General features: G+C 61.8%; 25 protein-coding genes and 1 tRNA gene. 10 read left to right on the top strand and 16 right to left on the bottom strand.

What is annotated here, in order from left to right; genetic code table 11:
• Nucleotides 1–75: 75 nt before the first annotated feature.
• Nucleotides 76–945, bottom strand: coding sequence for an ATP-binding protein (locus ACFJIU_RS12870; protein ID WP_379071984.1), 870 nt, complete (start codon nt 943–945; stop codon nt 76–78).
• 231 nt (nt 946–1,176) lie between these two features.
• Between ACFJIU_RS12870 and yajC the strand changes: the two genes are divergently transcribed.
• From yajC to ACFJIU_RS12840, 6 genes are all read left to right on the top strand, one after another.
• Complete coding sequence (gene yajC / locus ACFJIU_RS12865) at nt 1,177–1,515, top strand: preprotein translocase subunit YajC (protein WP_379071981.1); 339 nt, start codon at nt 1,177–1,179, stop codon at nt 1,513–1,515.
• Between the two features lie 49 nt (nt 1,516–1,564).
• Nucleotides 1,565–4,111, top strand: a complete 2,547-nt coding sequence (gene secDF / locus ACFJIU_RS12860; RefSeq protein ID WP_379071979.1) for a protein translocase subunit SecDF — start codon at nt 1,565–1,567, stop codon at nt 4,109–4,111.
• 23 nt (nt 4,112–4,134) lie between these two features.
• Nucleotides 4,135–4,530 (top strand): Mth938-like domain-containing protein, encoded by a 396-nt coding sequence (locus ACFJIU_RS12855; protein ID WP_379073080.1) that lies wholly within the window; start codon nt 4,135–4,137, stop codon nt 4,528–4,530.
• A gap of 20 nt (nt 4,531–4,550) precedes the next feature.
• Entirely contained in the window at nt 4,551–5,375 is an 825-nt protein-coding gene (locus tag ACFJIU_RS12850) for a phytoene/squalene synthase family protein (RefSeq protein ID WP_379071976.1), read from the top strand.
• Between the two features lie 128 nt (nt 5,376–5,503).
• Nucleotides 5,504–5,941 (top strand): hypothetical protein, encoded by a 438-nt coding sequence (locus tag ACFJIU_RS12845; protein WP_379071975.1) that lies wholly within the window; start codon nt 5,504–5,506, stop codon nt 5,939–5,941.
• On the top strand, nt 5,941–6,891 hold the full coding sequence (locus ACFJIU_RS12840) for a sterol desaturase family protein (protein ID WP_379071972.1): 951 nt from the start codon (nt 5,941–5,943) through the stop codon (nt 6,889–6,891). Before ACFJIU_RS12845 ends, ACFJIU_RS12840 begins: the two co-directional genes overlap by 1 nt.
• A gap of 73 nt (nt 6,892–6,964) precedes the next feature.
• Here ACFJIU_RS12840 and ACFJIU_RS12835 read toward each other — a convergent pair whose 3' ends face one another.
• The 4 genes from ACFJIU_RS12835 to ACFJIU_RS12820 form a co-directional block, all read right to left on the bottom strand.
• Nucleotides 6,965–7,528 (bottom strand): hypothetical protein, encoded by a 564-nt coding sequence (locus ACFJIU_RS12835; protein WP_379071969.1) that lies wholly within the window; start codon nt 7,526–7,528, stop codon nt 6,965–6,967.
• A gap of 63 nt (nt 7,529–7,591) precedes the next feature.
• Nucleotides 7,592–9,019 (bottom strand): methylenetetrahydrofolate--tRNA-(uracil(54)-C(5))-methyltransferase (FADH(2)-oxidizing) TrmFO, encoded by a 1,428-nt coding sequence (trmFO, locus tag ACFJIU_RS12830; RefSeq protein ID WP_379071967.1) that lies wholly within the window; start codon nt 9,017–9,019, stop codon nt 7,592–7,594.
• Between the two features lie 684 nt (nt 9,020–9,703).
• Nucleotides 9,704–9,844: a DUF1127 domain-containing protein gene (locus ACFJIU_RS12825; protein ID WP_129415561.1), complete on the bottom strand. Its 141-nt coding sequence runs from the start codon at nt 9,842–9,844 to the stop codon at nt 9,704–9,706.
• A gap of 45 nt (nt 9,845–9,889) precedes the next feature.
• Complete coding sequence (locus ACFJIU_RS12820; protein ID WP_129415560.1) at nt 9,890–10,030, bottom strand: DUF1127 domain-containing protein; 141 nt, start codon at nt 10,028–10,030, stop codon at nt 9,890–9,892.
• A 239-nt stretch (nt 10,031–10,269) separates the two neighbouring features.
• Here ACFJIU_RS12820 and ACFJIU_RS12815 point away from each other — a divergent pair, with 239 nt between their 5' ends.
• Nucleotides 10,270–11,388 (top strand): DUF2157 domain-containing protein, encoded by a 1,119-nt coding sequence (locus tag ACFJIU_RS12815; RefSeq protein WP_379071964.1) that lies wholly within the window; start codon nt 10,270–10,272, stop codon nt 11,386–11,388.
• Nucleotides 11,382–11,978, top strand: coding sequence for a GDYXXLXY domain-containing protein (locus ACFJIU_RS12810; protein WP_379073078.1), 597 nt, complete (start codon nt 11,382–11,384; stop codon nt 11,976–11,978). The genes ACFJIU_RS12815 and ACFJIU_RS12810 overlap by 7 nt, the downstream gene beginning before the upstream one ends.
• 65 nt (nt 11,979–12,043) lie before the next feature.
• On the opposite strand, the gene ACFJIU_RS12805 is transcribed toward ACFJIU_RS12810, so the two are convergent.
• Nucleotides 12,044–12,128, bottom strand: a tRNA-Leu gene (locus ACFJIU_RS12805).
• Nucleotides 12,129–12,468: 340 nt separating this feature from the next.
• On the opposite strand from ACFJIU_RS12805, the gene tig reads away from it, so the two are divergent.
• Together tig and ACFJIU_RS12795 are read left to right on the top strand one after the other, a co-directional pair.
• Complete coding sequence (gene tig, locus ACFJIU_RS12800; RefSeq protein WP_379073076.1) at nt 12,469–13,935, top strand: trigger factor; 1,467 nt, start codon at nt 12,469–12,471, stop codon at nt 13,933–13,935.
• A gap of 241 nt (nt 13,936–14,176) precedes the next feature.
• Nucleotides 14,177–14,701 carry a hypothetical protein gene (locus ACFJIU_RS12795; protein WP_379071961.1) on the top strand — a complete coding sequence of 175 codons (525 nt, stop codon included), beginning with the start codon at nt 14,177–14,179 and terminating at the stop codon, nt 14,699–14,701.
• A gap of 119 nt (nt 14,702–14,820) precedes the next feature.
• Here ACFJIU_RS12795 and radC read toward each other — a convergent pair whose 3' ends face one another.
• The 10 genes from radC to ACFJIU_RS12745 all read right to left on the bottom strand — a co-directional run bounded on the left by radC (nt 14,821) and on the right by ACFJIU_RS12745 (nt 25,812).
• Nucleotides 14,821–15,573, bottom strand: coding sequence for a DNA repair protein RadC (gene radC / locus ACFJIU_RS12790; RefSeq protein WP_379071958.1), 753 nt, complete (start codon nt 15,571–15,573; stop codon nt 14,821–14,823).
• 162 nt (nt 15,574–15,735) lie between these two features.
• On the bottom strand, nt 15,736–16,884 hold the full coding sequence (locus ACFJIU_RS12785) for a porin (protein ID WP_379071955.1): 1,149 nt from the start codon (nt 16,882–16,884) through the stop codon (nt 15,736–15,738).
• Nucleotides 16,885–16,990: 106 nt separating this feature from the next.
• A complete protein-coding gene (locus tag ACFJIU_RS12780) occupies nt 16,991–17,989 on the bottom strand; it encodes an ABC transporter ATP-binding protein (RefSeq protein ID WP_379071952.1) in 999 nt (332 codons plus the stop codon).
• A complete protein-coding gene (locus tag ACFJIU_RS12775; RefSeq protein ID WP_379071949.1) occupies nt 17,961–18,935 on the bottom strand; it encodes an ABC transporter ATP-binding protein in 975 nt (324 codons plus the stop codon). The genes ACFJIU_RS12780 and ACFJIU_RS12775 overlap by 29 nt, the downstream gene beginning before the upstream one ends.
• Entirely contained in the window at nt 18,932–19,864 is a 933-nt protein-coding gene (locus tag ACFJIU_RS12770; RefSeq protein WP_379071947.1) for an ABC transporter permease, read from the bottom strand. The genes ACFJIU_RS12775 and ACFJIU_RS12770 overlap by 4 nt, the downstream gene beginning before the upstream one ends.
• Nucleotides 19,857–20,846 carry an ABC transporter permease gene (locus ACFJIU_RS12765; RefSeq protein WP_379071944.1) on the bottom strand — a complete coding sequence of 330 codons (990 nt, stop codon included), beginning with the start codon at nt 20,844–20,846 and terminating at the stop codon, nt 19,857–19,859. The genes ACFJIU_RS12770 and ACFJIU_RS12765 overlap by 8 nt, the downstream gene beginning before the upstream one ends.
• 10 nt (nt 20,847–20,856) lie before the next feature.
• The gene (locus ACFJIU_RS12760) at nt 20,857–22,455 is read right to left on the bottom strand and encodes an ABC transporter substrate-binding protein (RefSeq protein WP_379071941.1); all 1,599 of its coding nucleotides are present in this window, start codon (nt 22,453–22,455) and stop codon (nt 20,857–20,859) included.
• Nucleotides 22,456–22,589: 134 nt separating this feature from the next.
• Nucleotides 22,590–23,969 (bottom strand): S9 family peptidase, encoded by a 1,380-nt coding sequence (locus tag ACFJIU_RS12755; RefSeq protein ID WP_379071938.1) that lies wholly within the window; start codon nt 23,967–23,969, stop codon nt 22,590–22,592.
• Nucleotides 23,969–24,634, bottom strand: coding sequence for a TolB family protein (locus tag ACFJIU_RS12750; RefSeq protein WP_379071935.1), 666 nt, complete (start codon nt 24,632–24,634; stop codon nt 23,969–23,971). Before ACFJIU_RS12750 ends, ACFJIU_RS12755 begins: the two co-directional genes overlap by 1 nt.
• A gap of 74 nt (nt 24,635–24,708) precedes the next feature.
• Nucleotides 24,709–25,812 (bottom strand): M20 family metallopeptidase, encoded by a 1,104-nt coding sequence (locus tag ACFJIU_RS12745; RefSeq protein ID WP_379071933.1) that lies wholly within the window; start codon nt 25,810–25,812, stop codon nt 24,709–24,711.
• Nucleotides 25,813–26,233: the final 421 nt, after the last annotated feature.

The raw sequence follows: 26,233 nt of genomic DNA, 5'->3' as shown, positions 1-26,233 counted from the left end.
ACCTCCAGTCCGGCCCGGTGCTGGCCCGCTCCCCAGGGAGCGGGCTTTTTCGGTTATGGCTGGCGAACCGGTGAGTTAGAGTTGTTTGCCGAGGCGGCCGGCCAGATCCTGTGTGAACTGCCATGCGACACGGCCGGAGCGGCTGCCACGCGTGGTTGCCCATTCCAGGGCTTCCGCGCGCAGTATGTCAGCGTCCATGTCCAGTCCGAAGTGGCGGACATAACCGTCAACCATGTCGAGATAATCGTCCTGCGAGCATTTGTGGAAGCCAAGCCACAGCCCGAATCGATCCGACAATGACACTTTTTCTTCGACGGCTTCCGACGGATTGATCGCTGTCGAGCGCTCGTTGTCGATCATGTCGCGCGGCAACAGGTGTCGGCGGTTCGAGGTTGCGTAGAAGATGACGTTGTGAGGACGGCCCTCGACGCCGCCTTCGAGCGCAGCCTTGAGAGACTTGTAGGAGGTGTCGTCATGATCGAAAGAGAGGTCGTCGCAGAACAGGATGAACCGGTAGGGGGCTGCCTTGAGCATCGTCATCAGCTTTGGCAGGGTGTCGATGTCCTCGCGATGGATTTCGATCAGCTTGAGCGCGCCGTCCAGTTTGCCGGATGCGTTGATCGCAGCATGGACGGCTTTGACGAGCGAGGATTTGCCCATGCCGCGTGCGCCCCACAGCAACACGTTGTTGGCTGCATAGCCCAGGGCAAAGCGTTCCGTATTATCGAATAGGATATCGCGCACCCGGTCGACGCTGCGGATAAGGGCAATGTCGACCCGGTTCACCCTGGCGACTGGCTCGAGATAGCCGGGATCCGCCTGCCAGACGAAGCAGTCGGCCGCGGCAAGGTCGGTCTTCGGCGGCGCTGGCGGCGCCAGCCGGGCAACGGCTTCGATCAGCCGGTCAAGTTTTTCAGACAGCGCTTCGATGTTTTCCTGGGGCAAGGGACGTCCTCGGCATCATGATGACGTACACATTTCACATGCGTACCGTAACGTACGGTTCTCTCATGGGCTTTGGCTTTTTGCAAGCATTGGTGCGACCAAAGCGACACGGTGGCATAACAGCGGTGTGAGCAGGGCGGGGAATGGTTGCAATAGTGGCTTTACTGACTATATTCCGCGCAAATTTCGTGGGCCGGATAACGGCTTTCCTCTACGTCTCAGGAGTTTTCGATGTTCGTGACACCGGCATACGCCCAGGGCGTTGGCGCCACACCTGATGTCTTCATCAGCATTTTGCCGTTTGTCCTCATTTTCGTGATCATGTATTTTCTCATCATCCGTCCGCAGCGCACCCAGATGAAGAAGCGCGGTGAGATGCTGGCCGCCATCCGCCGCGGCGACACGGTCGTTACCGGCGGCGGGTTTGTCGGCAAGGTCACCAAGGTGGTCGACGACAATGAACTCGAGGTTGATCTCGGCAACGGCCTGAAGGTCACCGCACTGCGCAGCACCATCGCCGACGTGCGGGTCAAGGGCGAGCCGGTCGCCAACCAGAACGCCAAGAACTAAGCGCAGCGGCGTGCCCGGCACGCCGGATCGACGCACTGGATCGTAGAACATGCTCTATTTTTCGCGCTGGAAGGCAATCCTGATCTGGCTGGCTGTTGCCGTCACGTTCGTCCTTGCCGCGCCCAACCTCATCCCGGCCGACACCTTGGCCAAATTGCCGAGTTGGGTCCCGAAGAAGCAGATGACCTTGGGGCTCGATCTGCAGGGCGGTTCTCACATCCTTCTCCAGATCGATCAGAACGATCTGATCAAGGATCGGCTCGAAGCCAGCCGGGACGAAATCCGCACCCTGCTGCGTGACGCCAAGATCGGTTACACCGGTCTGTCCGGTTCAGGCCGTGTGGTTCAGGTCCGTATCCGTGACGTAGCCCAGGTCGACGCCGCCAAAGAGGCGCTGAAGGGGCTGGTGGCACCGATAACGTCCGGATTGTTCAGCGGTGGCACGATCACCGAGTGGACCGAGGATGAGCCGGAGCCCGGTCTGCTACGCTTCACCATGACGGATGCTGGCGTCAAATATCGGTCCTCAACCGCGTTGACCCAGTCGATCGAGGTCGTTGACCGGCGCGTCAACGAACTCGGCACCACGGAACCGATCGTTCAGCGCCAGGGTGATGATCGTATCGTCGTGCAGGTGCCTGGTCTGCAGGACCCGCAACGGTTGAAGGAAATTCTTGGCCAGACCGCCAAGCTGACCTTCCAGATGGTCGATCAGACGATGCCGGTGCAGGAGGCCATCAATGGCCGTCCGCCCGCGGGCTCCAGTGTGCTCTATTCGAAGGATGATCCGCCGGTTCCATATCTGATCGAGAACCGTGTCATCGTTTCGGGCGAGAACCTGACGGATGCTCAGGCGACATTCAACTCGCAGACCAACGAACCGGTCGTCTCGTTCCGCTTCGATTCCAAGGGCGCCACGCGTTTTGGCCAGGCGACCCAGCAGAATGTCGGCAAGCTCTTCGCCATCATCCTCGACAACCAGGTGATTTCTGCGCCGCAGATTCGCGAGCCGATCCTCGGGGGCACTGGCCAGATATCTGGCAATTTCACGGCCCAGAGCGCCAATGACCTTGCGGTCCTGTTGCGTGCCGGCGCTTTGCCTGCAACGCTGACCGTCGTCGAAGAACGCACCGTCGGTCCAGGCCTCGGACAGGACTCGATCCAGGCCGGCAAGATCGCCGGCATCATCGGCTCGATCCTGGTCGTCGGCTTCATGTTCGTCGCCTACGGTTTCCTCGGCTTCCTGGCCAACATTGCACTGGCCGTGCACGTTGCCATGATCGTCGGGTTGCTGTCGCTGCTTGGCGCCACGCTGACAATGCCGGGTATTGCCGGTATCGTGCTGACCATCGGCATGGCGGTCGACTCCAACGTGCTGATCTACGAGCGTATCCGCGAGGAACGACGACAGGGGCGCTCGGTCATCCAGGCGATCGATACCGGTTTTGCCAAAGCGCTGGCGACCATCGTCGATTCCAACGTCACCTCCTTCATCGCCACTATCGTGCTGTTCTGGCTCGGTTCCGGTCCGGTCAAGGGCTTTGCCGTTACCTTCGCCATCGGCATCCTGACTACGGTCTTTACTGCCTTCACCTTTACGCGCCTGCTGGTTTCGATCTGGCTGCGCCGCGCAAAGCCGAAGGAACTCCCGCGGGCTCCCGTGACCTTCGTGAAGCCCGGCACAAAGTTCCCATTCATGGGCTTGCGCCGATGGACCTTCGCGTTGTCGACGCTGCTGTCGATCATGTCGGTCGTCTTGTTCATGACCGTCGACATCAATTATGGCGTCGACTTCAAGGGCGGCTCGACGATCGAGGTGCAGTCGAAGAGCGGACCGGCGGACATCGCAGATATCCGTGGCAAGCTGTCGGAACTCAACATCGGCGATGTGCAGGTGCAGCAATTCGGCAGTCCGACCGATGTCCTGATCCGCGTGGCGGCGCAGGAGGAAGGCGACAATGCCGAGCAGAGCGTCATCGACAAGGTGCGCGCGGAACTGCAGGACAAATATGAATTCCGCCGCGTCGAAGTTGTCGGTCCGACGGTATCGAGCGAACTCGCCACGCAAGGCACGATCGGCATGCTGGTCGCGCTGGTTGGCATCCTGATCTACGTCTGGTTCCGTTTCGAATGGCAGTTCGCTGTCGGCGCCATCGTGGCGACCGTGCACGATATTGTCATGACGATCGGCTTCTTCTGTATAACCGGCATAGAGTTCAACCAGTCATCGATCGCCGCGATTCTGACGATCATCGGCTATTCGCTGAACGATACCATCGTGGTCTATGACCGTGTCCGCGAGGATCTGCGCAAATACAAGAAGACGCCGATGCCGACGATTCTGAACACGGCGATCAACGAGACGCTGTCCAGAACGACGTTGACCGCGGTGACGACGATTCTGGCCCTGCTGGCGCTGGTATTGTTCGGCGGCGAAGTGATCCGCTCGTTCACGCTGGCAATGCTGTTCGGTGTGGTGTTCGGCACCTATTCGTCGATCTTCATCGCCGCGCCGTTGCTCATCCTCTTCAAGCTGCGCCAGGCCCCTGATGCAGCCGAAGAGAAGCCAGCGAACGGCAAGGCACTCACGACCTGATAGGCAAGAACGTGGCCAAGAGCCTGTTCGGCGGCAAAGGCATAATCATCCGCGAGGCCCACTTCCCCGGCCGCGCGGCGATCGAGGCCTACGGCAATGGCGGCTTCCGCTTCGCTGACATGTCGCATCGCGGTTCGCTGCTGTGCCTGCCATCGGGCGTCCACGGTTGGCAGCCAGCCAATCCGGCTGCCTTGACCGCTGCGGATTTCGACAAGGTTCTGGCTGAAGCCGCCAGCATTGAGATCCTTCTGGTCGGCATGGGGCCGGACCTGCGGCCCTTGCCCGCCGCCCTGAAGGCGGCATTCAGGCAGGCCGGGATTTCCGCCGATCCGATGTCGACCGGTGCTGCCGTGCGGACCTACAACGTGCTGCTTGCTGAAGACCGCGCCGTCGCCGCCGCTTTCATCGCGGTTGATTGACCGTGCCCGGCGCGACCGTCATGGACACGGTGCGAGCGGCTGATCATGACCGCTACCTGTCCGCGCTCTATGCTCCCGGCGACAGGCGTGATGCGCTGCTGGCGCTCTATGCTTTCAACGCCGAAATCGCCGGTGTGCGTGACCGCATTCGTGAAGCGTTGCCGGGCGAAGTGCGTCTGCAGTGGTGGCGGGACGTCATCGCGTCGAACGCGCCGGATTCCGGCGCTGGCCATCCGCTTGCCGAGGCGCTGACGGCGGCGATCCGGCAGTACGACCTGCCAAGGCAAGCCTTCGACAACTATCTCGAGGCTCGGATTTTCGATCTCTATGACGACCCGATGCCGTCGCGCACCGATCTCGAGGGCTATTGCGGTGAGACGGCGTCGGCCCTGATCCAACTGGTCGCCCTGGTCCTCGACCGTGCCGAAGCGCCGAGTTTTGCCGAACTTGCAGGCCATGCGGGCTGCGCGCAGGCGATCACGGGTCTGCTGCTTTTGCTGCCTCAGCACCGGGCGAGGGGGCAATGTTATGTGCCCTCGGATATCCTGTCCGCGGTCGGTTCGTCGCCGCAGGAGTTCCTGGCAGGCAACGGCGGTCCGGCGGCTGGCCGAGTCGTCACCGCGATGATCGCCTTGGCGCAGGAGCATATGGCCGCTTTCGAACGTGGCGCGGCAAAGCTGCCGGCTACACTGCGCCCAGCCTTTCTCCCGCTGACGCTGACCAAAGCGTACCTGACTTCGATGAACAGCCGCGATGCGGTTGCATCAGTTTCCGGAACTGTGCAGTTGTCGGCTTTGAAGCGGCATTGGCTGCTGTTTCGCCGGGCCGGGCGCGGTTGGGCCTGACCGCGCATCCAATAGTCTGCTGCTCCTGGGGTTCGCGGCTACGTCGATTTTCTTTGACGTAAACGTCAACCGTGCTAGTTTTCGCGCGGGGGTTGGGCGCGAGGAGGCGTTCGCCCGGAGGAGCGCCTTTGATCAGTCTGCCAGTTCTCGTGGTGATGGTCGTCGTCGGTATTTCGATGGCCGTCGCAGCCGTGCATTTCACCGGCGGCAGCCGGGTCACGCGGCTGGTTGATGCCGGACAGGCTCTGGACCGCTTTGCCGTGGATTTCCCTGATCTTACGCCGGGAGCGGTGCAGCTCACTGAAAATGGCGATACGGCTTTCATCGACCTCGGCGATGGGCGCACCGGTATCGTCCACGCCATCGGCGACCGGTTTTTGACTCGTCTCGTGGCGCCGTCGGAGATCGAACTCGCCAGAATCGGCGATGGCAGGATCCTGACGCTGCGCTTCAAGGATTTCACATGGCGGGAAGGACGCTTTGCCTTTGCGGATGCCGCAACCGCTTCTGCGGTTTTCTCGGCGTTGGATCCGAAAAATCACCAGGCTAGGCAGGAGGCCGTCTGATGCAGACCTATCAGTTTCCGGATGTCACCAAACTCGCGATTCCATTCTTCGTCGTCGCCATACTTCTGGAAGTCTGGCTGGTGCGCACCGGCCGGGCCAAGGGAGAGTTCGAAACACGCGACACGCTGACCAGCCTGATGATGGGCACCGGCAATGTCGCGGCGGGAATTCTCCTGGGTATCGTTTCCTTCTCCGCGCTGATGTGGGTCTGGCAGTTCCGTTTCTTCGACCTTGGTGTCTCGGTCTGGACCTGTATTGCCGCTTTCCTGATCGATGATCTCCGCTACTACGTCTATCATCGTATCGCCCATCGCTGCCGTTGGGTGTGGGCCGAGCACGTCAACCATCACTCGAGCCAGCACTACAATCTCTCGACCGCGCTCAGACAGAGCTGGACAGGGCTGTTCACCGGCATGTTCGTGCTGCAGGTGCCATTGGTGCTGCTAGGCTTCCATCCGGCCGTAATCGCCTTTGTGTATGGCTTCAACCTCGTCTACCAGTTCTGGATCCACACCGAGACCATCGGCAAGATGTGGAACTGGGTGGAGTTTGTCTTCAACACGCCCTCGCATCACCGTGTGCATCACGCCACCAATCCGCGTTACCTCGACGCCAACTACGCCGGTACACTGATCATCTGGGACCGGATGTTCGGCACCTTTGTCGAGGAACTGGAAGAGGACCGGCCGCGCTATGGCATCGTCAAGAACATCGGCACCTTCAATCCGGTGAAGGTAGCGTTCCACGAATGGATCGGCATGTTCAGGGACGCATTTTCTCCAGGCCTGACCTTTGGCCAGCGGCTTCGGTATCTGTTCATGCCACCAGGCTGGAGCCATGACGGCTCACGCGACACCTCCGAAACGCTGAAGGCGGCCTATGTGCGTCGAAATCCAGCTGAAGCGGGCAAGCCGGGGCTGCCCGATCAGAAGATCGAAGCTGCCGAATAGGCGGCATATTGAGATTTGTGCCGCGCTAGCCGTGCCGCAGACTTGATCTCGGCCAAGTCCAACTATGCCCTGGTCAACCGGCTTTGAGCTGTTGCGCGCCATTGATGGGAGCACCCCATGAAGGCAGGGGGCTGTCGTTCGACGTCCTCACCAGCGAATCATAGACGGCAAGACTCTGCAGGCGCTGCGTTTCGCTGCTGCATTGCCGGACGAAGCCACCCGCGTACCAGGTACAACCGAGCCGTTCGCCCGGCAAGGCGCCCGTGGCCCAATCCTTGACGACCCCGTCGGGCCCGACACGAAAATAAGCAAGCCGATAGCGCGTGCCCACGCTTTCGCGCTGCATCAGCACGCCGGCGTCCACATTCGTTCGCGTGGACTCCACATTGTCGATATGCCGGTAGACAGTATCGCCGTCCGCCAGACGATACTCGCCGATCATCGGCCCATAGATGGTCGCACCCGCCAGACCTTCGACCGACATCTGGCTTTGCGATGCGATCTGCATGTAAGGCTTGCCGGTCGCATACCGCATGTAGTTGCGATCACCGAGCGACTGCAGCGCTTCCGGTGCCGTGGTACAGCCGGCGCAGGCCGACAGAACAACGAAGGCCAGCATCCTTCTGCGTGAAAACATGATGGCCCCCCGACCGATATGAGGGTCGCAGGCTAATCCGCCATCGCTTAAACGTAAATCCGCTTATTCTGCTGCCTGGGCGGCGCGCGCCGGCAGACCGAGCCATGCGCGGCAATCGGCCAGTGCCCGTGCGGTTGTCGCTTTCTTCTTGGCGATCGATTTGTCCTTGCCGCGGAAACGGCCCTCGAAACCATCGGGGCGTAGTTTCGTGCCAGCTTCAAGCGGCGGAAACAGACCGAAATTGACGTTCATCGGCTGGAACGAGCGCTTGCCTGGTTCGTCGTCGGAGGTGATGTGACCGCCGGTGATGTGGTTGAGCAGCGCGCCAAAGGCCGTGGTGGCTGGTGGCAGCGAAATCGCCGCGTCGAGCCGCTCGGCCGCGGCGAAGCGTCCTGCCAACAGCCCGATAGCGGCACTTTCGACATATCCTTCGCAGCCGGTGATCTGGCCGGCAAAACGCAGGCCTGGACGGCTCTTCAGCTGCAACGAACCGTCGAGCAGGGTTGGCGAGTTGATGTAGGTGTTGCGATGCAGGCCGCCGAGACGAGCGAACTCGGCATTTTCCAGACCCGGGATGGTCTTGAAGATGCGGACCTGTTCGCCATGCTTCAGCTTTGTCTGGAAGCCGACCATGTTGTAGAGCGTGCCCAGTGCATTGTCCTGCCGCAGCTGCACGACCGCATAGGCCTTGACCGTCGGGTTATGCGCGTTGGTCAAGCCCATCGGCTTCATCGGCCCATGTCGCAGTGTTTCGACGCCACGTTCGGCCATGACCTCGATCGGCAGGCAACCGTCGAAATAGGGCGTACCTTCCCACTGCTTGAATTCGGTCTTGCCGCCCTCGATCAGGGCCTGAACGAAGGCATCGTATTGTGCCTTGTCCATCGGGCAGTTGATGTAGTCCTTGCCGGTGCCGCCGGGGCCGACCTTGTCGTAGCGGGACTGGAACCAGGCCACGTTCATGTCGATCGTCTCGAAATGCACGATCGGTGCGATGGCATCGAAAAAGGCGAGCGCATCGGCTCCGGTTTCGGTGGCGATGGCCTCGGCGAGTGAAGGTGCCGTCAGCGGTCCCGTTGCAACGATGACCTGACCCCATTCCGCCGGCGGCAGGCCAGTCACTTCCTCGCGCTGGATAGTGATGAGCGGATGTGCCTCGAGCCTGGCAGTAACTGCGGCCGAAAAACCATCGCGGTCGACGGCAAGTGCTCCGCCGGCCGGAACCTGGTTGGCGTCGCCCGCGGCCATGATCAGCGAACCGGCCAGTCGCATCTCAGCGTGCAACAGGCCGACGGCATTGGCTTCTGCATCGTCCGAGCGGAAGGAGTTCGAACAGACCAGTTCGGCAAGATCCTGTGTCTTGTGCGCGTCGGTACCGCGCACCGGGCGCATTTCATGCAGGATCACCGGCACGCCGGCCTGTGCGGCTTGCCAGGCTGCTTCCGAACCGGCGAGGCCACCGCCAACAATGTGAATAGGGTCTTTGCTCATGCGGCCCGCAATAGTCCTTCGGCAGTGCGAATGCAATTCTCGCGATGCCGACCGGTTTTCAAAGCTGTTGCAGGAGCCCGAATAACACAACACCCGCCGGGGGAGGAGGTCCGGCGGGTGTCGTTTGGGTGACCGACCTCAGGGAGGAGGAGGAGGTCGGCCTTATTCGTCGTTGCCCGGGAGGAGGTGGGCTTCGACAAAATCTCTTTCGCCAATCAGAGAGGACGAAACTCTCTTTCGGAAACAATGCCCGCCGCTGGGAGGAGGAGTGCGGCGGGCACCGTTTCGGTGGTCGGCCTCAGGGAGGAGGAGGAAGCCGACCTATTCGTCGTTGCCCGGGAGGAGGTGGGCTTCGACAAAATCTCTTTCGCCAATCAGAGAGGACGAAACTCTCTTTCGGAAACAATGCCCGCCGCTGGGAGGAGGAGTGCGGCGGGCACCGTTTCGGTGGTCGGCCTCAGGGAGGAGGAGGAAGCCGACCTATTCGTCATCGCCGGGGAGGAGGTCGGCTCTGACAAAATCTCTTTCGCCAATCAGAGAGGACGAAACTCTCATTCGGAAATAACGCCCGCCGCTGGGAGGAGGAGTGCGGCGGGCGCCATTTCGGTGGTCAACCCTTGGGAGGAGGTAAGGGGTGACCGTATCCGTCAGGGTCTGGGAGGAGGTAGACCCTGGCGAAATTGCTTAGCTCGCCTTGCGAGCGGCCTGCTTGATTTCCATACGGAACAGGCCGATGTCTTCCAGCTGGCGGTTCGACAGGCGACCGAGCTGTTCGACCGTGTCGCGGTAGGCGCGCCAGTTACGGTAGCTGCGGATCAGGTTCATTGTCGTGTCTCTCAATTCGGTTCGGGCCGGGTTCGGCCCGACTGGTTACGCAGCCTTGCGGGCCACGTAAGGGATGTCGCTGCGGCTGATGCCGATATCGCTCAGCTCACGGTTGCTCAGGCGGCTCAGCTCGGAAACGGTGTCCCGGTAGCGGCGCCAGTTGCGGTAGTTGCGGATCAGGTTCATGATATTTGCTCGTTTACGTCTTTGTTCGTTCGTTCATCTTTTCTGTACGGTGCTAAAATAGGTGGACCCATATCGATTTAAAAGTGCGATTGTCGCATGGCAGCAATGCGTTTTGTGCAATGCAACATGGCAGCCATTTCACACCATCGTCATAAAGAAGCCAGAATCGGAAAATGACGCGCTGCCAATGATTTGCTCCGACCGGCTGGTAATCCGACTAAAATAGTGGAGTGAGACTCTTGGCAAGCTATGCGAGCAAGGTCGGGCAGGATATCGCGCGTTGGGTCGAAAACGGCCTGATCGATGCTGAAACCGCCGAAAAACTGCGCCGCGACATCGAAGCGAATGTGCGCCGCTCTCTTTCCTTCGGAACGGTCCTTGCCATGCTGGCGGCCATTCTGCTTGGCGCCGCCATCCTCATCTTCATCGCTGCCAACTGGGAGACCATCCCGCGCATCGCGCGCGTGGTGGCTGTCTTTGCCGTCATCGCGGCGGGCTATGTAGGCGGCGCATGGCTGAAGCTGCGCGACCATCCCGCCTTTGCGGAGGCCGCATGGGTGGTTGCGGCGGCTGCCTTCGGTGGCGCGATCGCACTGATTGGCCAGATGTATCATTTCTCGGGCGACGAATCCGGCGCGATCCTCACCTGGTGTGCCGGCACCGCGCTTGCCGCGGCAGCGCTGCGCTCGAATCCGCTCACCGTCATGGCGGTGGCCATCGCCGACGGCTGGATGGTCATGATGCTGCTCAACGGCTTCGACTTCCGCAGCGGATTCGATATTCCTTATCTCTATGTGTTGATGGCATTCGCGCTGTTCCTGATCTCCTACTGGACGCGCAGCCAGCCGTCCCGACACCTCATCATCCTGTCGCTCATTATCTATGCGGGCTTCGTTGCCGCGGCAGACGAGTGGGATGCGATGGCGATTCAGCTGGCGATCGGCTCGGCTGCGGTCTTTGCGGCGGCGGTCTATGCATCCGAGCCGCTGGATAGCCTGTTGCAACTTGGCGGGCGACTGCCGTTGCATGCCTTCCTTGGTTTCCTCATCGGGATGGCCATCCTGCAATTCGAATATAACGAGGGGGGAGGCCTGATCCTCACCTCGGCGCTGATGCTCGCCGGCATCGTTGCCGCCATCGTGTTGGCCGGGCGTGACAGTCGTGGCCTGCGCTGGCTCGCTTACATCGGTTTCGCCTACGAACTGGTCTGGATCTATCTCGTCATGATGGGGACGATGCTGGACACGGCCAGCTTCTTCCTTGCTGCGGCGGTGATCCTTGGCCTTCTCGCCTTTGTCATCATTCGCGTTGAAAAGCGCATGCGTGGACATGCAACGGAGGGAGGGGCAGCATCATGACCGGAAAGAAGCTCATCATCTCCGCCGTCGTTCTGGCGCTTGTCCAGATCGGCTTCCTGAGCTGGATCATCGCCGGCCGCGCCGCCATCCTGCGCAACGGCACTGAGGTCCTGTTGAAGGTCGAGCCCGTCGACCCGCGTGACCTGTTGCGGGGTGACTATGTCCGGTTGGGGTACGAGATCTCCACCATTCCGGCAAAGCTCGTGGCTGATCTGGAGGCCGGTCGGACAAAAGCGCCAGTTGAGCGCATATTGGTACGGCTGAAGAAAGATGCCGATGGCTATTGGCGTCCAGTTTCCGTTTTCTTTGGCACCCCGCCGTCCGCTCCTGGTGTGGACCAAGCCGACATCGCGGGCTCAATTCCTCCTGGTTACATTCCTGCGGACCATTCTTTTGAGCCGGATGCCACGCTCTCGCCGGACTACGGCATCGAGCGCTTCTATTTGCCGGAGGGCCAGGGGCGGGCGATCGAGACCGACATGCGTGTTCGCCCCTTCGGGGTACGCGTTGCGCTGGCCAAGGACGGTACCCCGCAGATCAAGGCACTGGTCGACGGCGACAAGACGCTGTTCGAGGAGCCGCTTTATTAAGAGGGGATTCGCCTGATGCGGTGACGTTCGCCACTTCAATGAATGTCGAACCGTGTCGGCAAGAGTGGTGCGGATGAAGGGACTCGAACCCCCACGCCTTTCGGCACCGGAACCTAAATCCGGGGCGTCTACCAGTTCCGCCACATCCGCATGGCGGGCCAAATCCCACGTAGCCATCATTCTGTCAATGTCGATGGTCAAGACACAGCTTGTTGCCGGGCGCGAAGATAGTTGAAAATCGGCCCCGCCTGTGACAAAAGGCGTGTCGAATGTGACGGGATGCGACGATCCGCTTCTGCTAAATGTGATATGAAGTCGGAAAAACAAAGACTTAATCACATTTTGGGGCGTCGTTGGGGGAATTGAGCCGCCGAAGCGGTCAAGGCTCCAGCTTCCGTACCAAAAAGCCACTCCCGGCAAGATTACTCCGGCAGGCTGCGAACGGCAGGTCCGTTAGCCAGTCTCATTGGTTAAGATAAAAGGTTTGATGATGCAGGTCACCGAAACGCTCAATTCCGGCCTCAAGCGCGAGATCAAGGTCGTCGTGCCCGCCGGCGACATGGAGGCCAAGCTGCTGGCCCGGCTGTCGGATGCCAAGGACAAGGTCCGCATCAACGGCTTCCGCCCGGGCAAGGTGCCGGTCCAGCACCTGCGCAAGGTTTACGGCAAGTCCTTCATGGCCGAGGTGGTCAACGAGATCCTGAACGAGTCGCGCACCATCATCACCGGCCGCGGCGAAAAGGCCGCCATGCAGCCCGAGGTCATCATGACCGAGGATGAGAAGGAAGCCGAAAAGATCCTGGCCGGCGGCAGCGATTTCGAATTCAAGCTGAACTACGAAGTCATCCCTGCGATCGAGATCAAGGATTTTTCCGACATCAAGGTGACCCGCCCGGTCTATGACGTGCCGGAATCGGAAATCGACGAGCAGGTCCAGCGCGTGGCCGAATCGTCTCGTTCCTACGAGACCAAGTCGGGCAAGGCCGCCGAAGGCGACCGCGTCACCATCGACTATCTCGGCAAGATCGACGGCGAGGCTTTCGCGGGCGGCGCCGGCACCGATCAGCCGCTGGTGCTGGGTTCGAAGGAATTCATTCCGGGCTTCGAAGATCAGCTGGTCGGCACCAAGGCCGGCGATGAAAAGCTCGTCACCGTGACCTTCCCGGAAAACTACCAGGCAGCACATCTGGCCGGCAAGGAAGCGACCTTCGACGTCACCGTCAAGGAAGTTGCAGCGCCGGGCAAGCTGGAGGTCGACGACGAGACCGCCAAGAACCTCGGCCTGGAATCGCTTGAGCGCCTGCGCGAGGTCGTGAAGGGCCAGATCGAAAGCCAGTTCGGTTCGATGACACGCCAGAAGGTCAAGCGCCAGCTCCTCGACCAGCTCGACACGTCCTATTCTTTCGAGGCACCGTCCAAGCTGGTCGAGGCCGAGTTCACCAACATCTGGAACCAGGTCAATCGTGATCTCGAAGCCGCCGGCCGCACCTTCGCCGACGAAGAGACGACCGAGGAAGAAGCTCGCGCCGAATATACCCGGCTTGCCGAGCGTCGTGTGCGCCTCGGCCTGGTGCTTGCCGAGATCGGCGAGAAGGCTGGTGTCACGGTTTCCGACGAAGAGCTGCAGCGTGGCCTGTTCGAGCAGATCCGTCGTTTCCCGGGCAACCAGCAGCAGGAAGTCTATGAGTTCTACCGCTCCAACCCGGATGCGCTGAACACGCTGCGCGCGCCGATGTTCGAGGAAAAGGTCGTCGACCATCTGCTCGGCCAGATCTCCGTCACCGACAAGAAGGTGAGCAAGGAAGAGCTGATGGCCGAGGACGAGGAAGCCGAGACCAAGGCCAAGCCAGCCAAGAAGGCCGCCGCCAAGAAGGCGGAAAAGGCTGAAGAGGCTGGTGCCGAGGAGCCGAAGAAGAAGGCTGCGCCGAAGAAGAAAGCCGCCAAGGACGCTGAATAAGCGTCAATGGAAAGGAACGAGGGCCGCCGCAAGGCGGCCTTTTTCTTTGCATGGACCTGCGCCGCTTGTGCTCCAAAATGGTCTGTCGGCCGGCCGCGTTGCACTCTTGTTTGCTCCACCGGTCTGTACATGCAGACTACTGGCGATTGCTCAAGATGCCACTAAATCACCACTAATCACTTGGTAAGCTGCCGTAGCGTAGCCTGCAGCAGAGTCGTGCCTGTTTTCGCGGAGGGCAAAATTGGTAGGGTCGGTTGTCGGACTTCGTCCGCTGCTTGGCATGGTGTTGCTGGCGTTCGGCTGTGGTGCCGCGCGGGCGGACGATGCTGCCGATCGCTGGCGGTTCGGCTCCGCTTCTGACGGTTCGATCACCGCCTCGCTCTCTGCCGACAGCATCATAGCCATAGGCAGTGGCGCGCTCGGCTATCGCCCGGTCCTGACCATAGCTTGCCGCCCGGACGGGGAGCCGCAGTGGAGCGAGTGGCTGCAGCTGAACGATGGTGTCGCTGTCGCGGACACGATCACCGTTGCCGTGTCAGTCGACCGTGGCGAAAACGTCAGGGAAGACTGGTCGGTGTCCAATGGTTCGCGAACATTGATACGACCTGGGACCGATGCCGTCAGTCGTCTGGCGTCGGCCAAGCACCTCAGGCTTTCGTGGCGTTTCGGCGTCATTACCGGTCGTGCCAACGCCGATTTCTTTCTGGCTGGTGCCGCCGCGGCCATCGACAGGCTGGCCGCCGAATGCAAGATCGCGACGCCTTGACGCCCGGATAGTTTCTGGTCTCGCTTGAGCAATTCCAGGTAAAGCGTGGGACGGTTTTCTGCCCCCAATTGCGTAAAAACAAAGAGTTGGAGCGTTCCTTCAAAACGAAAACGCTCCTGCTAGATCAGCAGCAGTCCCTTCATCGAAGCATGGCCTTTCTTGCCGATGACGATGTGGTCGTGCACCGTAATCCCCAGCCTCTTGCCCGCCTCGATGATCTCCTTGGTCATGTCGATATCCGCGCGTGATGGAGTCGGGTCACCCGATGGGTGGTTGTGGACGAGGATGATTGCCGTCGCCGAGAGTTCCAGCGCTCGTTTCATGACTTCGCGCGGGTAGACCGGCGTGTGGTCAACCGTTCCGGTTTGCTGCACCTCGTCGGCGATCAGCATGTTCTTCTTGTCCAGGAAGAGGATGCGAAACTGTTCGCGGCTTTCGAACGCCATGGCGGCGCGGCAATAGTCCAGCAGCTGTTGCCAGGAAGACAAGGATTCACGACCGGTCACCTCGCTGCGGAGCGAGCGATGCGTAACCGCGGCGACCACCTTGAGGTCGAGCGCAACGGCGGGGCCGACACCCTTCACCTCTTGAAGCAGTCCCGTCGGTGCTCCCAGGACTTCGGCAAGCGTACCGAAGCGGGCAAGCAACGCCTTCGCGATGGGCTTGGTGTCTGCACGTGGGACGAGGCGGAAGAGCAGAAGCTCGAGCAGTTCGTAATCGGGCAGGGCGCTGTGCCCGGCACTGGCAAATCGCTCGCGCAGCCTTTCGCGGTGACCGAGATAGTGCGGCTGGTCCTCAGCGGTTTTCCGCTTCTCGAGCGGCGGGATTGGCTGTTCAGCCAGGAATTGACGCGCGCCGTCCCCCTTGCTCATCGAGCCCCCGCTTCGAGCCTGTCTGCCTTTTCGTCAGTGTAGAGGGAGTTCTTCGGCTGGTACAGGGACACCGTTGCAGACACCTGTCTGGCCGCGGCGGGGTTCACTCTGCCGGAAAGCAGAACCCGCCGTTGCTGACGGGTTCTGGAAGTGGTGACGGCACTAGAAGTCGCGCTGGAAGCGGAGCAGACCGCCAAGGTTGTTCTTCTTGTTCGCGTTGGTCCAGCTGCCGGTGTAGTCGGCCGTGCCGAAATTGCCTTCGTTGATATAGTCGACTTCGGCAGTAACGGTGAAACCCTGAACCAGCTGGTGAGCAACGTTGACGGCGACGCCGAGGTTCTCGGCGTCATCGTAGGAGAGCTGGGCGTTGAACGAGGTCTTCTCGTTGAACTTGTAGGTGCCGCCACCCCAGAATGCCCAGTTGCCGCCCCACAATTTGTAGAAGTTGCGGTCGATATGATCATTTGTGCCGTAACCGGCCATGATGAACAGGTCGATCTGGTCGGTCGCTTTGAGGTCGAGGCGAACCTTGCCGGCCCACTCCTCGAAATTGCTGTTATAGGCAACGACGCCGGTGATACCACCCCAGCCTTGGGCGTATTTCAGGCCGCCGACGACATGGGGCACATAGCTGTCGATGGTGTTGTCGGCACTGGTCCAGGTGTCGCCGGCGCGTTTCCATTTCGAAAACTTGCCCGCACCCTGCTCCAGCGAGACGATCGCCGAGAAGCCATTGCCGGCATCGAAGGTGTAGCTGATCAGGTTGGTATCGAGGGCGCTGTAAGGAACCAGCGTGTCATTGATGACGTTGCCGGCATAGTCGATGAAGCTGGCGAAAGCCGTTTCACCCTTGCCGATACGCAGGCCACCGAGCTGAACCCAGGCGAAGGTCAGTGCATAGCCATTGCTTGTCGAGTTCGAACCGTAGTCCTGAGGGTTGCCGAAGTCGAAGCGGGTCGAGGTGTAGGTTTTCAGGGTTCCAAGTTCAGTCTCCTGGCCGGTCCAGGTCCTGATGGCGAAGCGGGCGAGTTTCCACCAGGTGCCTTGCTCCTTGTTGTCGAGCCGGTCATTGGCACGGGCGCCGTTGTAGGCGCCGACGTCTCCCATGCCGATATCATAGCGGATGTAGCCGCCGACCCGCAGGCAGGTCTCGGTGCCTGGGATGTAGAAGTAGCCGGCGCCGTAGACGTCGCAGATCTTGACGTATTCAGCGGGTTCCGGCTCGGCGACGACGACAGCGTCGGCGGCGCGCGTAGCGGAAACTGCGAGCAGAGCCGCAGCTGAGCCGAGCAAAAGGCTCTTGATGTTCATTGTCTCCTCCAATGAAAAGTTCAGAAAAATGGGCGCGTTTTTTGCCGGGGACAGCGTTCCCAGCGCTGGCCCCCTTCCTGAAAAAGATGCGCGACGCGCTACTTCTTCAGATTTCTCCCGCGCGATGGCAGGCAATCAGTGTGTTGGATGCGGATGGCCGTAATGCCGGCATGACTGTCCGGCATGGGTCCCGGGCATGCGGACACCGGCCGGCATAGGCGCAGCCGCCCTCCGAAGTGGAACCTCCGGCCGGTATGGATGCTTCGTGACGCTTGCCCGATCCGGGGATCGCGGCCACCAGTGTGCGGGTGTAGGGATGGCCCGGCGCATTGAACAGCTCGCGGGTCGCTGCAATCTCCACCAGTCGGCCGTGGTAGAGAACGCCGACGCGGTCGCACAGGTAAGCGACGACCGAAAGGTCATGCGAGATGAACAGCATCGACAGCCGGCGGCGCGCCTTGATGTCCTGCAGCAGCGTCAGAATCTGAGCTTGCACCGAGACATCGAGAGCGGACACTGGCTCATCCGCTACCAGCAGATCGGGTTCCAGCGCGATGGCGCGGGCGATGCCGATGCGTTGGCGCTGACCACCAGAGAACTGGTGGGGATGGCGGTCGGCTACAGCCGGGTCCAGCCCGACCGCCTGCAACAGACCCGCCACCCGGTCGCGCAGTTCGGCCGCTGGCAGGTCGAGATGCGTGCGCAGGGGTTCGGCGACGATGTCGGCGATGCGCCAGCGCGGATCCAGTGATGCATAGGGGCTCTGGAACACCATCTGCACCCGCTTCCGGGCACGCCGGAATTCGTTGCCGGACAGGGCAAGCCAGTCCTTGCCGTCGAACTGGATGCTGCCGGCCGTCGGCCGGATCAACCTGGCGATCATGCGGCCGATCGTGGATTTGCCGCTGCCGCTTTCGCCGACGAGGCCAAAGGTCTCCTGAGGCCCGATGGCGAAGCTGACATTATCGACGGCACGCATCACGCCCGCATGACCGAACCAGCGGCCGGGCAGGGCATAATGCTTCTCAAGTCCCTCGATGGAGAGAAGAGCGGCGGCTGCCGCGGTTCGGGCCTGGTCAGGCGGCGAGGGGACAGGCGACAGCATGGCGCGGCTCCTCCCGGATTGGGGACAAGGTGGGAATGGCGTCGCGGCAGGTGGCGACAGCTTTGTGGCAACGCGGATGGAACGGGCAGCCAGCCGGCGGACGCGCCAGGTCGGGCACCGTGCCCGGGATTGGCCTGACCACCTGGTCTGGCGCACCAAAAGCAGGGCGCGAAGCGATCAGCCCGGCGGTGTAGGGATGTCGTGGCCGGGCCAGTACCTCGCCGGCCGGACCGCTCTCGACCACTCGCCCCGCATACATCACGGCGACGTCGTCACAGGTCTCGGCGATGACGCCGAGGTCATGGCTGACGAGGATCACGGCGGTGCCGTGCTCGGACTGCAGATCGCGGAGGAGGTCCAGGATCTGCGCCTGGACAGTGACGTCCAGTGCCGTTGTCGGTTCGTCGGCGACAATGAGGGCCGGTTCCAGCGCGAGAGCACAGGCAATGACCACACGCTGGCGCATGCCTCCTGACAATTCGTGCGGATAAGCCCGGCGCCGTCTGTCCGCGTCGACGATGCCGACACGTTCGAGAAGCGCCGTGACGCGGGCCTGTACCTCGCGCCGCCGCATCTGCGGCCGATGCCACCGGAACAACTCGGCGATCTGGTCGCCGACGGTAAGAACTGGATTGAGCGTCGAGGTGGGATCCTGGAAGATCATCGACATCCGGTTGCCGCGCAGGTTTCGCATGTCGCGCTCGGGCAGGCCGATCAGGCTTTTGTCCTCGAAGCGGATGTCGCCGCCGGCGATACGGCCCGGTGACTGGATCAATCCCATCAGCGCCTGGCCGACAGTCGACTTGCCACAGCCGCTTTCGCCGACCAGACCCAGGATGCGGTTGCGGTCGAGCGCCAGCGATACGCCGGCGACCGCCTGGACCGGTCCTCGCGGCGAGGCGTATTCGACGCGTAGGTTCTGGATTTGCAGCAGGGGCGCGCTCATCGCTCTGTCCTCGGGTCGATAAAGTCGCGCAGGAAGTCGCCGAACAGGTTGATGCCCACAGAAGTCATCAGGATCACCAGACCAGGGCCCATCACCATCCAAGGCGCGTCGTAGAGGAAGTCGCGGCCTTCGCTGATCATCTTCCCCCAGGAAGGGGTTGGCGGTTGTACGCCGAGGCCAAGGAAACTGAGGGCTGCCTCGGCGATGATCACCAGCGCAACCTCAAGCGTGGCCAGGACCAGAACCGACGGGATCACGTTCGGCACGACGTGGCCCAGCACGATGCGCCAGCCCGGCACACCGATCGACCGCGCCGCTTCCACGAACTCCATCTGCTCGATGCGCAACGCCTCGCCCCGCACCACGCGAGCGTAGTTGACCCACAGGGCGATCGACAGCGCCAGCACCATGGTCCAGAAGCCGGGGCCCAGGATCGCCATGATCATCAGGGCGAGAAGCAGGAAGGGAAAGGCGAGCAGGAAGTCGGCCAGTCGCATGATGATGTTGTCGACGATGCCGCCGGCATAACCGGCCACGGCACCGAGGAGGGAACCGATCGTGGCGGCCAGCGTGACGACGACGACCGCGACAGCCATCGAGGTGCGGGCGCCGACGAGGATCCGGCTGAATATGTCCCGACCCAGATTGTCGCCTCCCAGAATATGCTCCCAACTGCCGCCCGTCGCCCAGGCCGGCGGCAGGAAACGCCATCCCAGAACCTGCTGGGCAGGGTCATGCGGCGCGAGGACAGGGGCAGCGGTGGCGCAGGCCAGGATCAGGCCGACCAGCAGCAGCCCGGCAAGCCCTTTCGGGCTGCGGCGGAGCGCCTTGAAGAACCGTCCCCGGGAGACATCGGGTGCGGGCTCGGCCGACGACCCGATTCCAATGGCTTGAGACCCCACGACTTGAGGCAGTGTGCTGTCAGCCATGGCGCATCCGTGGGTCTATGACATGGTAGAGAAGGTCGACGATCAGGTTCATGGCCACGAACAGCACCGCCGTGATCAGCACCGTAGCCTGCACCAGGGGATAGTCGCGGGTGGTGATGGCCTGCACCGACAGCCGGCCGATACCCGGCCAGGCGAATACCGTTTCGGCCACGATGGCACCGGACAGCAGGTTGCCCAACTGCAGGCCGATCATGGTGATGACCGGGATGATGGCATTGCGCAACGCATGCCGCAGCACCACTGTGCGCGGTGGCACACCCTTGGCGCGGGCGAACTGGACATAGTCCTGGCGGATCGTCTCGATCATCGCCGAGCGGATCAGCCGGGCATTCACTGCCATCAGGCCGAACGCCAACGAGACCGAGGGCAGGAGGAAATAACGTGCCTTCTGCCACAGGAGGTCGAAGCGACCCTCAACGATCGCCTTTGGTAGCGCGGCGATCACCGATCCCTTGTAGCCCGAGGCCGGCAGCCAGCCGAGCTGCACGGAAAACAGGAGGATCAGCAGGACACCGAGCAGAAAGGAAGGGGTGGAGACGCCGAGGACCGCGATGACGGTGCCAGCCGTATCGACCGGGGTGTCCCGGCGAAGCGCAGTCACGACGCCGATCGGAACCGCGACCAGCAGCGCCAGTGCCATCGACCACAGTGTCAGCTCCGCTGTGGCCGGCAGGCGCTCCAGGATCAGTTGTGCGGTCGGAACACGCTGGCGCAGCGAGGTGCCGAGATCACCCTGCAATGCATTGCCAAGATAGGAGACGTATTGATCCATCATCGACCGGTCGAGCCCGAGTTGGCTGCGCAGCCGTGCCTTGTCGGCCTCGGTCATGCCGGGGTTGCCTGCCGCCATGACGTCGACCGGGTCGCCCGGCACCAGCTTGGTCATCGCCGACACCACAAACGCGATGCCGGCAATGATGATCAAGGCGTAGCCGATCCGCTTGATGATGAGAGGCAGCACCGGCCGTTCCTCAGCTCTCGATCCAGGCGGTGCTGATCGAGATGTCGCCGTCGCTGCGCAAGGCTGCGTCCCGAACCGCGGACGACAGGGCGGCAAAATTCAATGGTTCGAACAGCGGTGCCCAATAGGCCTGGCGCATGATCAGCGCCTGCGCCTCGTCGAGGAGAGCCTGGCGCCCGGCTGGATCGAACGCCACCCGTTGCGCCTCGAGCAGTTTATCCAGCGCCGGGTCCTTGTGGAAGCTGCGGTTGTAGGACCCTTGGCTGTGCAGTGCGGCATAGAGGATATCGGCGTCATTGTATTCGTATGCCATGAAGAAGATGTGGTGCTCGCCCTTGCTCGACAGCGAGGCCCATTCGGCGACCGGAAGTGATTGAATCTCGAGCTCGATGCCGATGTCGCGCAGTTCGGTCTGCACGATCTCGGCCGTCCGGCGGACCGGCGGCATGTCGGAGGTGATCATGCGCAGCTTCAGCCCTGCCTGCTGGCCGGCTTCGACCAGCAGCGCCTTGGCCTTGGCCGGATCGTAGGCACAGTCGAGTGTCTCGACCGCCTTTGAGTAACCCGGAATGGTCGTGGGCAGCGGGCCATGCGCGATCTGGCCGTTGCCGTCGAGAGCGAAGGCCAGCACCTTTTCGCGATCGATTGCGTGGCAGACGGCCTGGCGTACACGAATGTCGTCGAACGGCGCTTTGCTCATGTTGAAGACGAGCGCACGCAATCCCTGCCTCGCCCGCGACAGAAGCTGGATCTCGCCATTCTGGCGCAGCCGGCGGACAGCATCGACGGGCACCGCCTGACCGGTGGCCAGCACATCGATCTCACCCGTCTCAAGGGCCGCGATCCGGGTCGAATCCTCTGGGAAGTACAGGAATTGCACTTCATCCGGCGCCGCCACCGGGCCGCATTTGTAGTCGTCGAACCGCACCAGCTTGATGCCGGTATCGGGCGCCCAGCCCGAGAAACGGAAGGGCCCGCAGCCGACGGGATTGCGGCCGAACTGATCGCCAAGCGCTTCGATCGATTTGCGTGGCAGGATCGCGGCCGCGGGGCTCGAGAGGCCGATCCACAGTGGCACGAAAGGTTCCTTGAAATGGTAGGCAACGGTCAACCGGTCGATCACCTCTGCCTTGTCGAACGGGCCGAGCAGATAGGCGGATGGCGATGCCGTAGCCGGGTCCATGATCCGTTGCGTGGTCCAGACGCAGGCTTCGGCATCGACGGGGCTGCCGTCGTGAAACGTCACGCCGTCGCGCAGGTGGAACACGATGGTCTTGTTGTTATCCGTTACGTCCCACCGTTCGGCCAGCCCGGGCACGACATTGCCATCGGTGTCGAGACGTGCCAGCGGCTCGTAGATCCAGTTGTTGGTCTGGTCCGAGACGGCGACGAGCGTCTTTTGCGGATCCAGGCTGTCGGGCTCCTGGTCGCGGCCGATGCGCAACGTTCCGCCACGCCCCTCGGCGAAAGCTTCACGGCCCGGCAGAACCATTGCCGCGGTCAGCGCGGCAAAGCCGCCGAGAACCGCTCTGCGGCTCAGTGCGGTCTGTCGTGCACGGGCATAGGTCAGCTCCAGGAATTCCTGCGGATCCATATGATCGAGTGACATGGCTTTTTCCCCTTTTTCTACGGCCTTGTTTGAACCGATCCCCGCAGCGTAGCCGCGGACCTGGCTGGCCTGATTGTTAAACGCGGCAATCAGGGGGGCAGCTTCCTCTTGCTGCTCCCCGATTGAGGTGGTGATCATGCCGACTTGGCCAGGGTCACCTGTTCGTAGCGCTCGAACCAGTCTCCGATGCGCTCTGCGAAATCGAGATATTGGCTGGGATGGCGCTCGAGCCCGTGATTGTTGTCGGGGTAACTGACCAGAGCCGCCTCGACACCGCACATCTTCAAAGCAGTGAAATACATCTCCGATTGCGTGATGGGCGTGCGCCAGTCGCGCTCCCCGCACAGGACGATCGTCGGTGTCCGGACATTGCCGACCAGGGCCAGCGGCGAATGGCGCCAGTACACTTCCTGCTTGCCGGCATCCCAGGGTGGCCCCGAGCGCCAGCGATAGGCGAAGTAATCCGGCCGGTCCTGCAGCAGCGTCTGGCTGATCCACTCGACGACTCCGTAGACGACAGCGGCTGCAGCGAAGCGATGGGTGTGACCGATGAGCCAGGCCGTCAGCACACCACCCGCGGATTCCCCAGCCACATAGACGCGTCGGGGGTCAATGCCGCCGCGCTTGACCACAAGGTCGACGGCATCGGCGATCATCAGATCATCGGCCCCGGGGAAGTCGTGCTCCAGATGATCGGTGAAGGTCTCACCGTAGCCGAGCGAACCGCGAGGGTTCATCATGAGCACGGCGTAGCCGCGTGCGGCCCATAGCTGCGGTATGGTCGCGAAATGTGGCCCCCAGCTCAGATAGGGTCCGCCATGGAGCCACAGGATCAGCGGCAGCGGCTTGTCGGCAGGAGCGTCGGCCGGCCGAACAAGCCAGGCCTGCATGGGCTGCCTGGTAGCGAGCCACATCGACTCGATCGGTGCGACGGTTATGTCCGACATCCAGTCGGCTTCACGTGTCATCTCCTGGCAGCCGGTGCCGTCTGGGGAGAGAACTGCGACTTCGTCGGTCCGTGTCGAACTGCCGCGCAATATCGCGATTTCGCCCCCGCGCGAGACCGAAACGAATTTGCTCCACAGCACATATCCGGACGCCGCCGAGCCTCCCACCTCGCGCGACAGGACGGTCCATTGCCCTTCGAGGTTGACCTTTTGCAGGGATCCGGTCCCTTCGTGCGGCACCAGGGCCAGCAGTCCCGAACTATCGGGCAGCCACAGCAGTTCCTGATGGACTTCAAGTCCGTCGGGATGGTTCAAGGTGCGGAGATTGTCGCCCGATCGGCTCATGACGTGGACGACATTCGTACGGAAGCTCTTCTGCGGGCCACGGGAACCCACGAACGCAATCCACTCGCCGTCGGGTGAAACGGAAGCGTGAGCAATCGTTCCGCCGAAACGGGTCAGGCGGGTGACGGCCCCATCTGCGATCGAAAAGCTGTATATATCCGCCGCCACGGCATGGGCCGGGTCCACGGGTCCGGATGGTGTCGGGTCGCGCAGCATCGACATCACAAGGGTGCGGCTGTCAGCAGACCGGAGATGTGTCCGGCGAGCTTCAGTTTTGTAACCAGCGCCAGCGGGCCGCCATGTTCGAATGGATCGAAGGTCAACTGCCGGATCGTGGCGGTCGCGACATCGAGCAGGAAGATCTGGTGATGCCCTTCGGGCAGCAGTTCGGCATCGACGCCTTCTATCCGACGCAGTAGCTTTTCCGTGTATTGACCCGGCCGCGCCCAATGTTCCGTACGAAGCGCATGCCAGGCCGGTGCCGTTTGGCTGTTCGCCTGGTCAGGCCGTACCAACTGCGCTCGCATGACAAAAGCGATTGTTCGACCGTCGGGAGACGGGCGCAGGCCCTCGGGTGTTGACGGCAGGCTGGCGATTGCCGTGGTTTCACCCGTTGCCACGGACCAGAGGCGGATTGCATTCGCGTCGTCGCCGGCTTTCACAAATGCGAGACGGTCCGATTCGGGCGACCAGCGTGGCTGGAATCCATCGCCCAGATCCTGCACATTGCCGGACTTGCGGTCGATGACCTGTACAGCCGACGACCAGGCGTCGCGGATGACGTCCGGCCAGTCGCGCACATAGGCGACATAACGCCCATCTGGCGAAATCTGCGGGTCTGACGGCAGACGCAGCCGGAAATAGTCCTGTGGCTCAAGAACCGACACGTGAGAGATCCTCCATTGGATTGGCTGGTGCGCTCGCGAAGGGAGTTTTGCTGAACCGCTGCACGAATGTGCAGTCATCCATCCCGGGAACGGGCACCAAGGCCGAGGCGCCGATGGGCAATTCCTGCGAACATGCCCGCGGCGACCGGTAGAATGTCGTCGTTGAAATCGTAGAGGGGGTGGTGGAGATAGGCGCTGTCTTCGCCATTGCCGACGAAGAAGAAGCAGCCGGGAACCTTCTCCAGGTAGAAGGCGAAGTCTTCGGCCCCCATTGTGGGAAGCTGATGGACATATCCGGCATTGTCGGGCCCGACGACATCGACGGCGACAGCCACGGTGAACTCGGTTTCGACATCGTCATTGACGACGGGTGGAATACGCAGGATGCGCGTCAGTTCTGACTCGGCGCCGTGGGCGTGGCAGACGCTCGTGATCAGGCGGTTGAGTTCGCGATCTATCATTGCCCCGGTTTCGGGACTGGCATCGCGCGTGTTGATCGTCATCGAAGCGCGGCCGGGGATGATGTTGTGGGCGTTGCCCCCATGGAACTGCGTGACGCTGACCACTCCCGATTCCAGTGGAGAGAGACGTCTCGAAACCACGCTTTGCATGGAATGGATCAGGCTTGCGCCCACGAATATCGGGTCGACCGCCAGGTCGGGCCGGGAGGAGTGGCCGCCATTGCCGATGATGGTGACCTCGTAGACCGAAGTGCCGCCCATGGCCGGGCCCGCCTTGGCGAAAACCCGGCCTTGCCGATAGCCCGGGCGGTTGTGAAAGCCGTAAATGGCGTCGACCCCGGCGAGTGCGCCTTCCTCGATCATGCGGGCAGCGCCTGTGCCGCCTTCCTCTGCAGGCTGGAACAGCAGCTTGATGCGCCCGCCCAGTTGTTCGCTTTCCGAGGCAAGCTTCGCAGCGGCCAGCAGCAGCGAAGCCGTATGTCCGTCATGGCCACACGCATGCATCTTGCCCGGGACGGTTGACGCGTAGCTCAGACCTGTCTTTTCCTGGATTGGCAGGGCGTCCATGTCGGCACGAAAACAGAGGGTAGGACCTGGCCGTCCGGTATCAAGCACGCCGATGACGCCGGTGCCCGCGATACCCTGCCTCGTTTCATACCCATGCCTGACGAGGAAACTGGCGACGAGGTCGGACGTTTCCCTTTCCTCGAATTTCAACTCGGGTCTGCTGTGCAGGTGGCGACGTATGGAAGTTGCTTCTTCCACGGCCGATGACTGGAATGAGGTCAAAGGTGCCCGCATCATTTCCCGTAACGCCGGCTGTATCCGGTCGCATTCTGATCGGCCTGGATGATACGGCCATCAAAGAAGCCCATATGCATGCTTGCCTCCCCGTTTGTTCGCTGCTTCGCCTCACAAGATCTTGCTTGATAGGCGAGAGTTCCCCCAGCGTTGTTCGCGTCTCGGCTTTTTTGATCCGGCTGGATGCCGCCGATAGACTGTCGACAACGATGACACGTTTTTCTTCTGCTCGTTGGCCGACTGCACATCGGCTGACCGGCAAAGCCACCCTAGTAATTCGGTACGCTCGACGGCCAGCAGGATTTGCCGATCAATCGATGCAAGTTTTGCATGGGAC

Origin of the sequence: Mesorhizobium sp. UC74_2, from assembly GCF_042701485.1 — a bacterium.
Classification (GTDB): Bacteria; Pseudomonadota; Alphaproteobacteria; order Rhizobiales; family Rhizobiaceae; genus Mesorhizobium.
This window is presented reverse-complemented; position numbering and strand designations above follow the sequence as displayed.

Bases quoted from the DNA above. Each gene is read 5' to 3' on its own strand.
- yajC (WP_379071981.1), top strand. From the start codon at position 1,177: ATGTTCGTGACACCGGCATACGCCCAGGGCGTTGGCGCCACACCTGAT.
- secDF (WP_379071979.1), top strand. From the start codon at position 1,565: ATGCTCTATTTTTCGCGCTGGAAGGCAATCCTGATCTGGCTGGCTGTT.
- ACFJIU_RS12850 (WP_379071976.1), top strand. From the start codon at position 4,551: ATGGACACGGTGCGAGCGGCTGATCATGACCGCTACCTGTCCGCGCTC.
- ACFJIU_RS12840 (WP_379071972.1), top strand. From the start codon at position 5,941: ATGCAGACCTATCAGTTTCCGGATGTCACCAAACTCGCGATTCCATTC.
- ACFJIU_RS12835 (WP_379071969.1), bottom strand. From the start codon at position 7,528: ATGTTTTCACGCAGAAGGATGCTGGCCTTCGTTGTTCTGTCGGCCTGC.
- trmFO (WP_379071967.1), bottom strand. From the start codon at position 9,019: ATGAGCAAAGACCCTATTCACATTGTTGGCGGTGGCCTCGCCGGTTCG.
- ACFJIU_RS12825 (WP_129415561.1), bottom strand. From the start codon at position 9,844: ATGAACCTGATCCGCAGCTACCGTAACTGGCGCGCCTACCGCGACACG.
- ACFJIU_RS12820 (WP_129415560.1), bottom strand. From the start codon at position 10,030: ATGAACCTGATCCGCAACTACCGCAACTGGCGCCGCTACCGGGACACC.
- tig (WP_379073076.1), top strand. From the start codon at position 12,469: ATGCAGGTCACCGAAACGCTCAATTCCGGCCTCAAGCGCGAGATCAAG.
- radC (WP_379071958.1), bottom strand. From the start codon at position 15,573: ATGAGCAAGGGGGACGGCGCGCGTCAATTCCTGGCTGAACAGCCAATC.
- ACFJIU_RS12785 (WP_379071955.1), bottom strand. From the start codon at position 16,884: ATGAACATCAAGAGCCTTTTGCTCGGCTCAGCTGCGGCTCTGCTCGCA.
- ACFJIU_RS12780 (WP_379071952.1), bottom strand. From the start codon at position 17,989: ATGCTGTCGCCTGTCCCCTCGCCGCCTGACCAGGCCCGAACCGCGGCA.
- ACFJIU_RS12775 (WP_379071949.1), bottom strand. From the start codon at position 18,935: ATGAGCGCGCCCCTGCTGCAAATCCAGAACCTACGCGTCGAATACGCC.
- ACFJIU_RS12770 (WP_379071947.1), bottom strand. From the start codon at position 19,864: ATGGCTGACAGCACACTGCCTCAAGTCGTGGGGTCTCAAGCCATTGGA.
- ACFJIU_RS12760 (WP_379071941.1), bottom strand. From the start codon at position 22,455: ATGTCACTCGATCATATGGATCCGCAGGAATTCCTGGAGCTGACCTAT.
- ACFJIU_RS12755 (WP_379071938.1), bottom strand. From the start codon at position 23,969: ATGTCGATGCTGCGCGACCCGACACCATCCGGACCCGTGGACCCGGCC.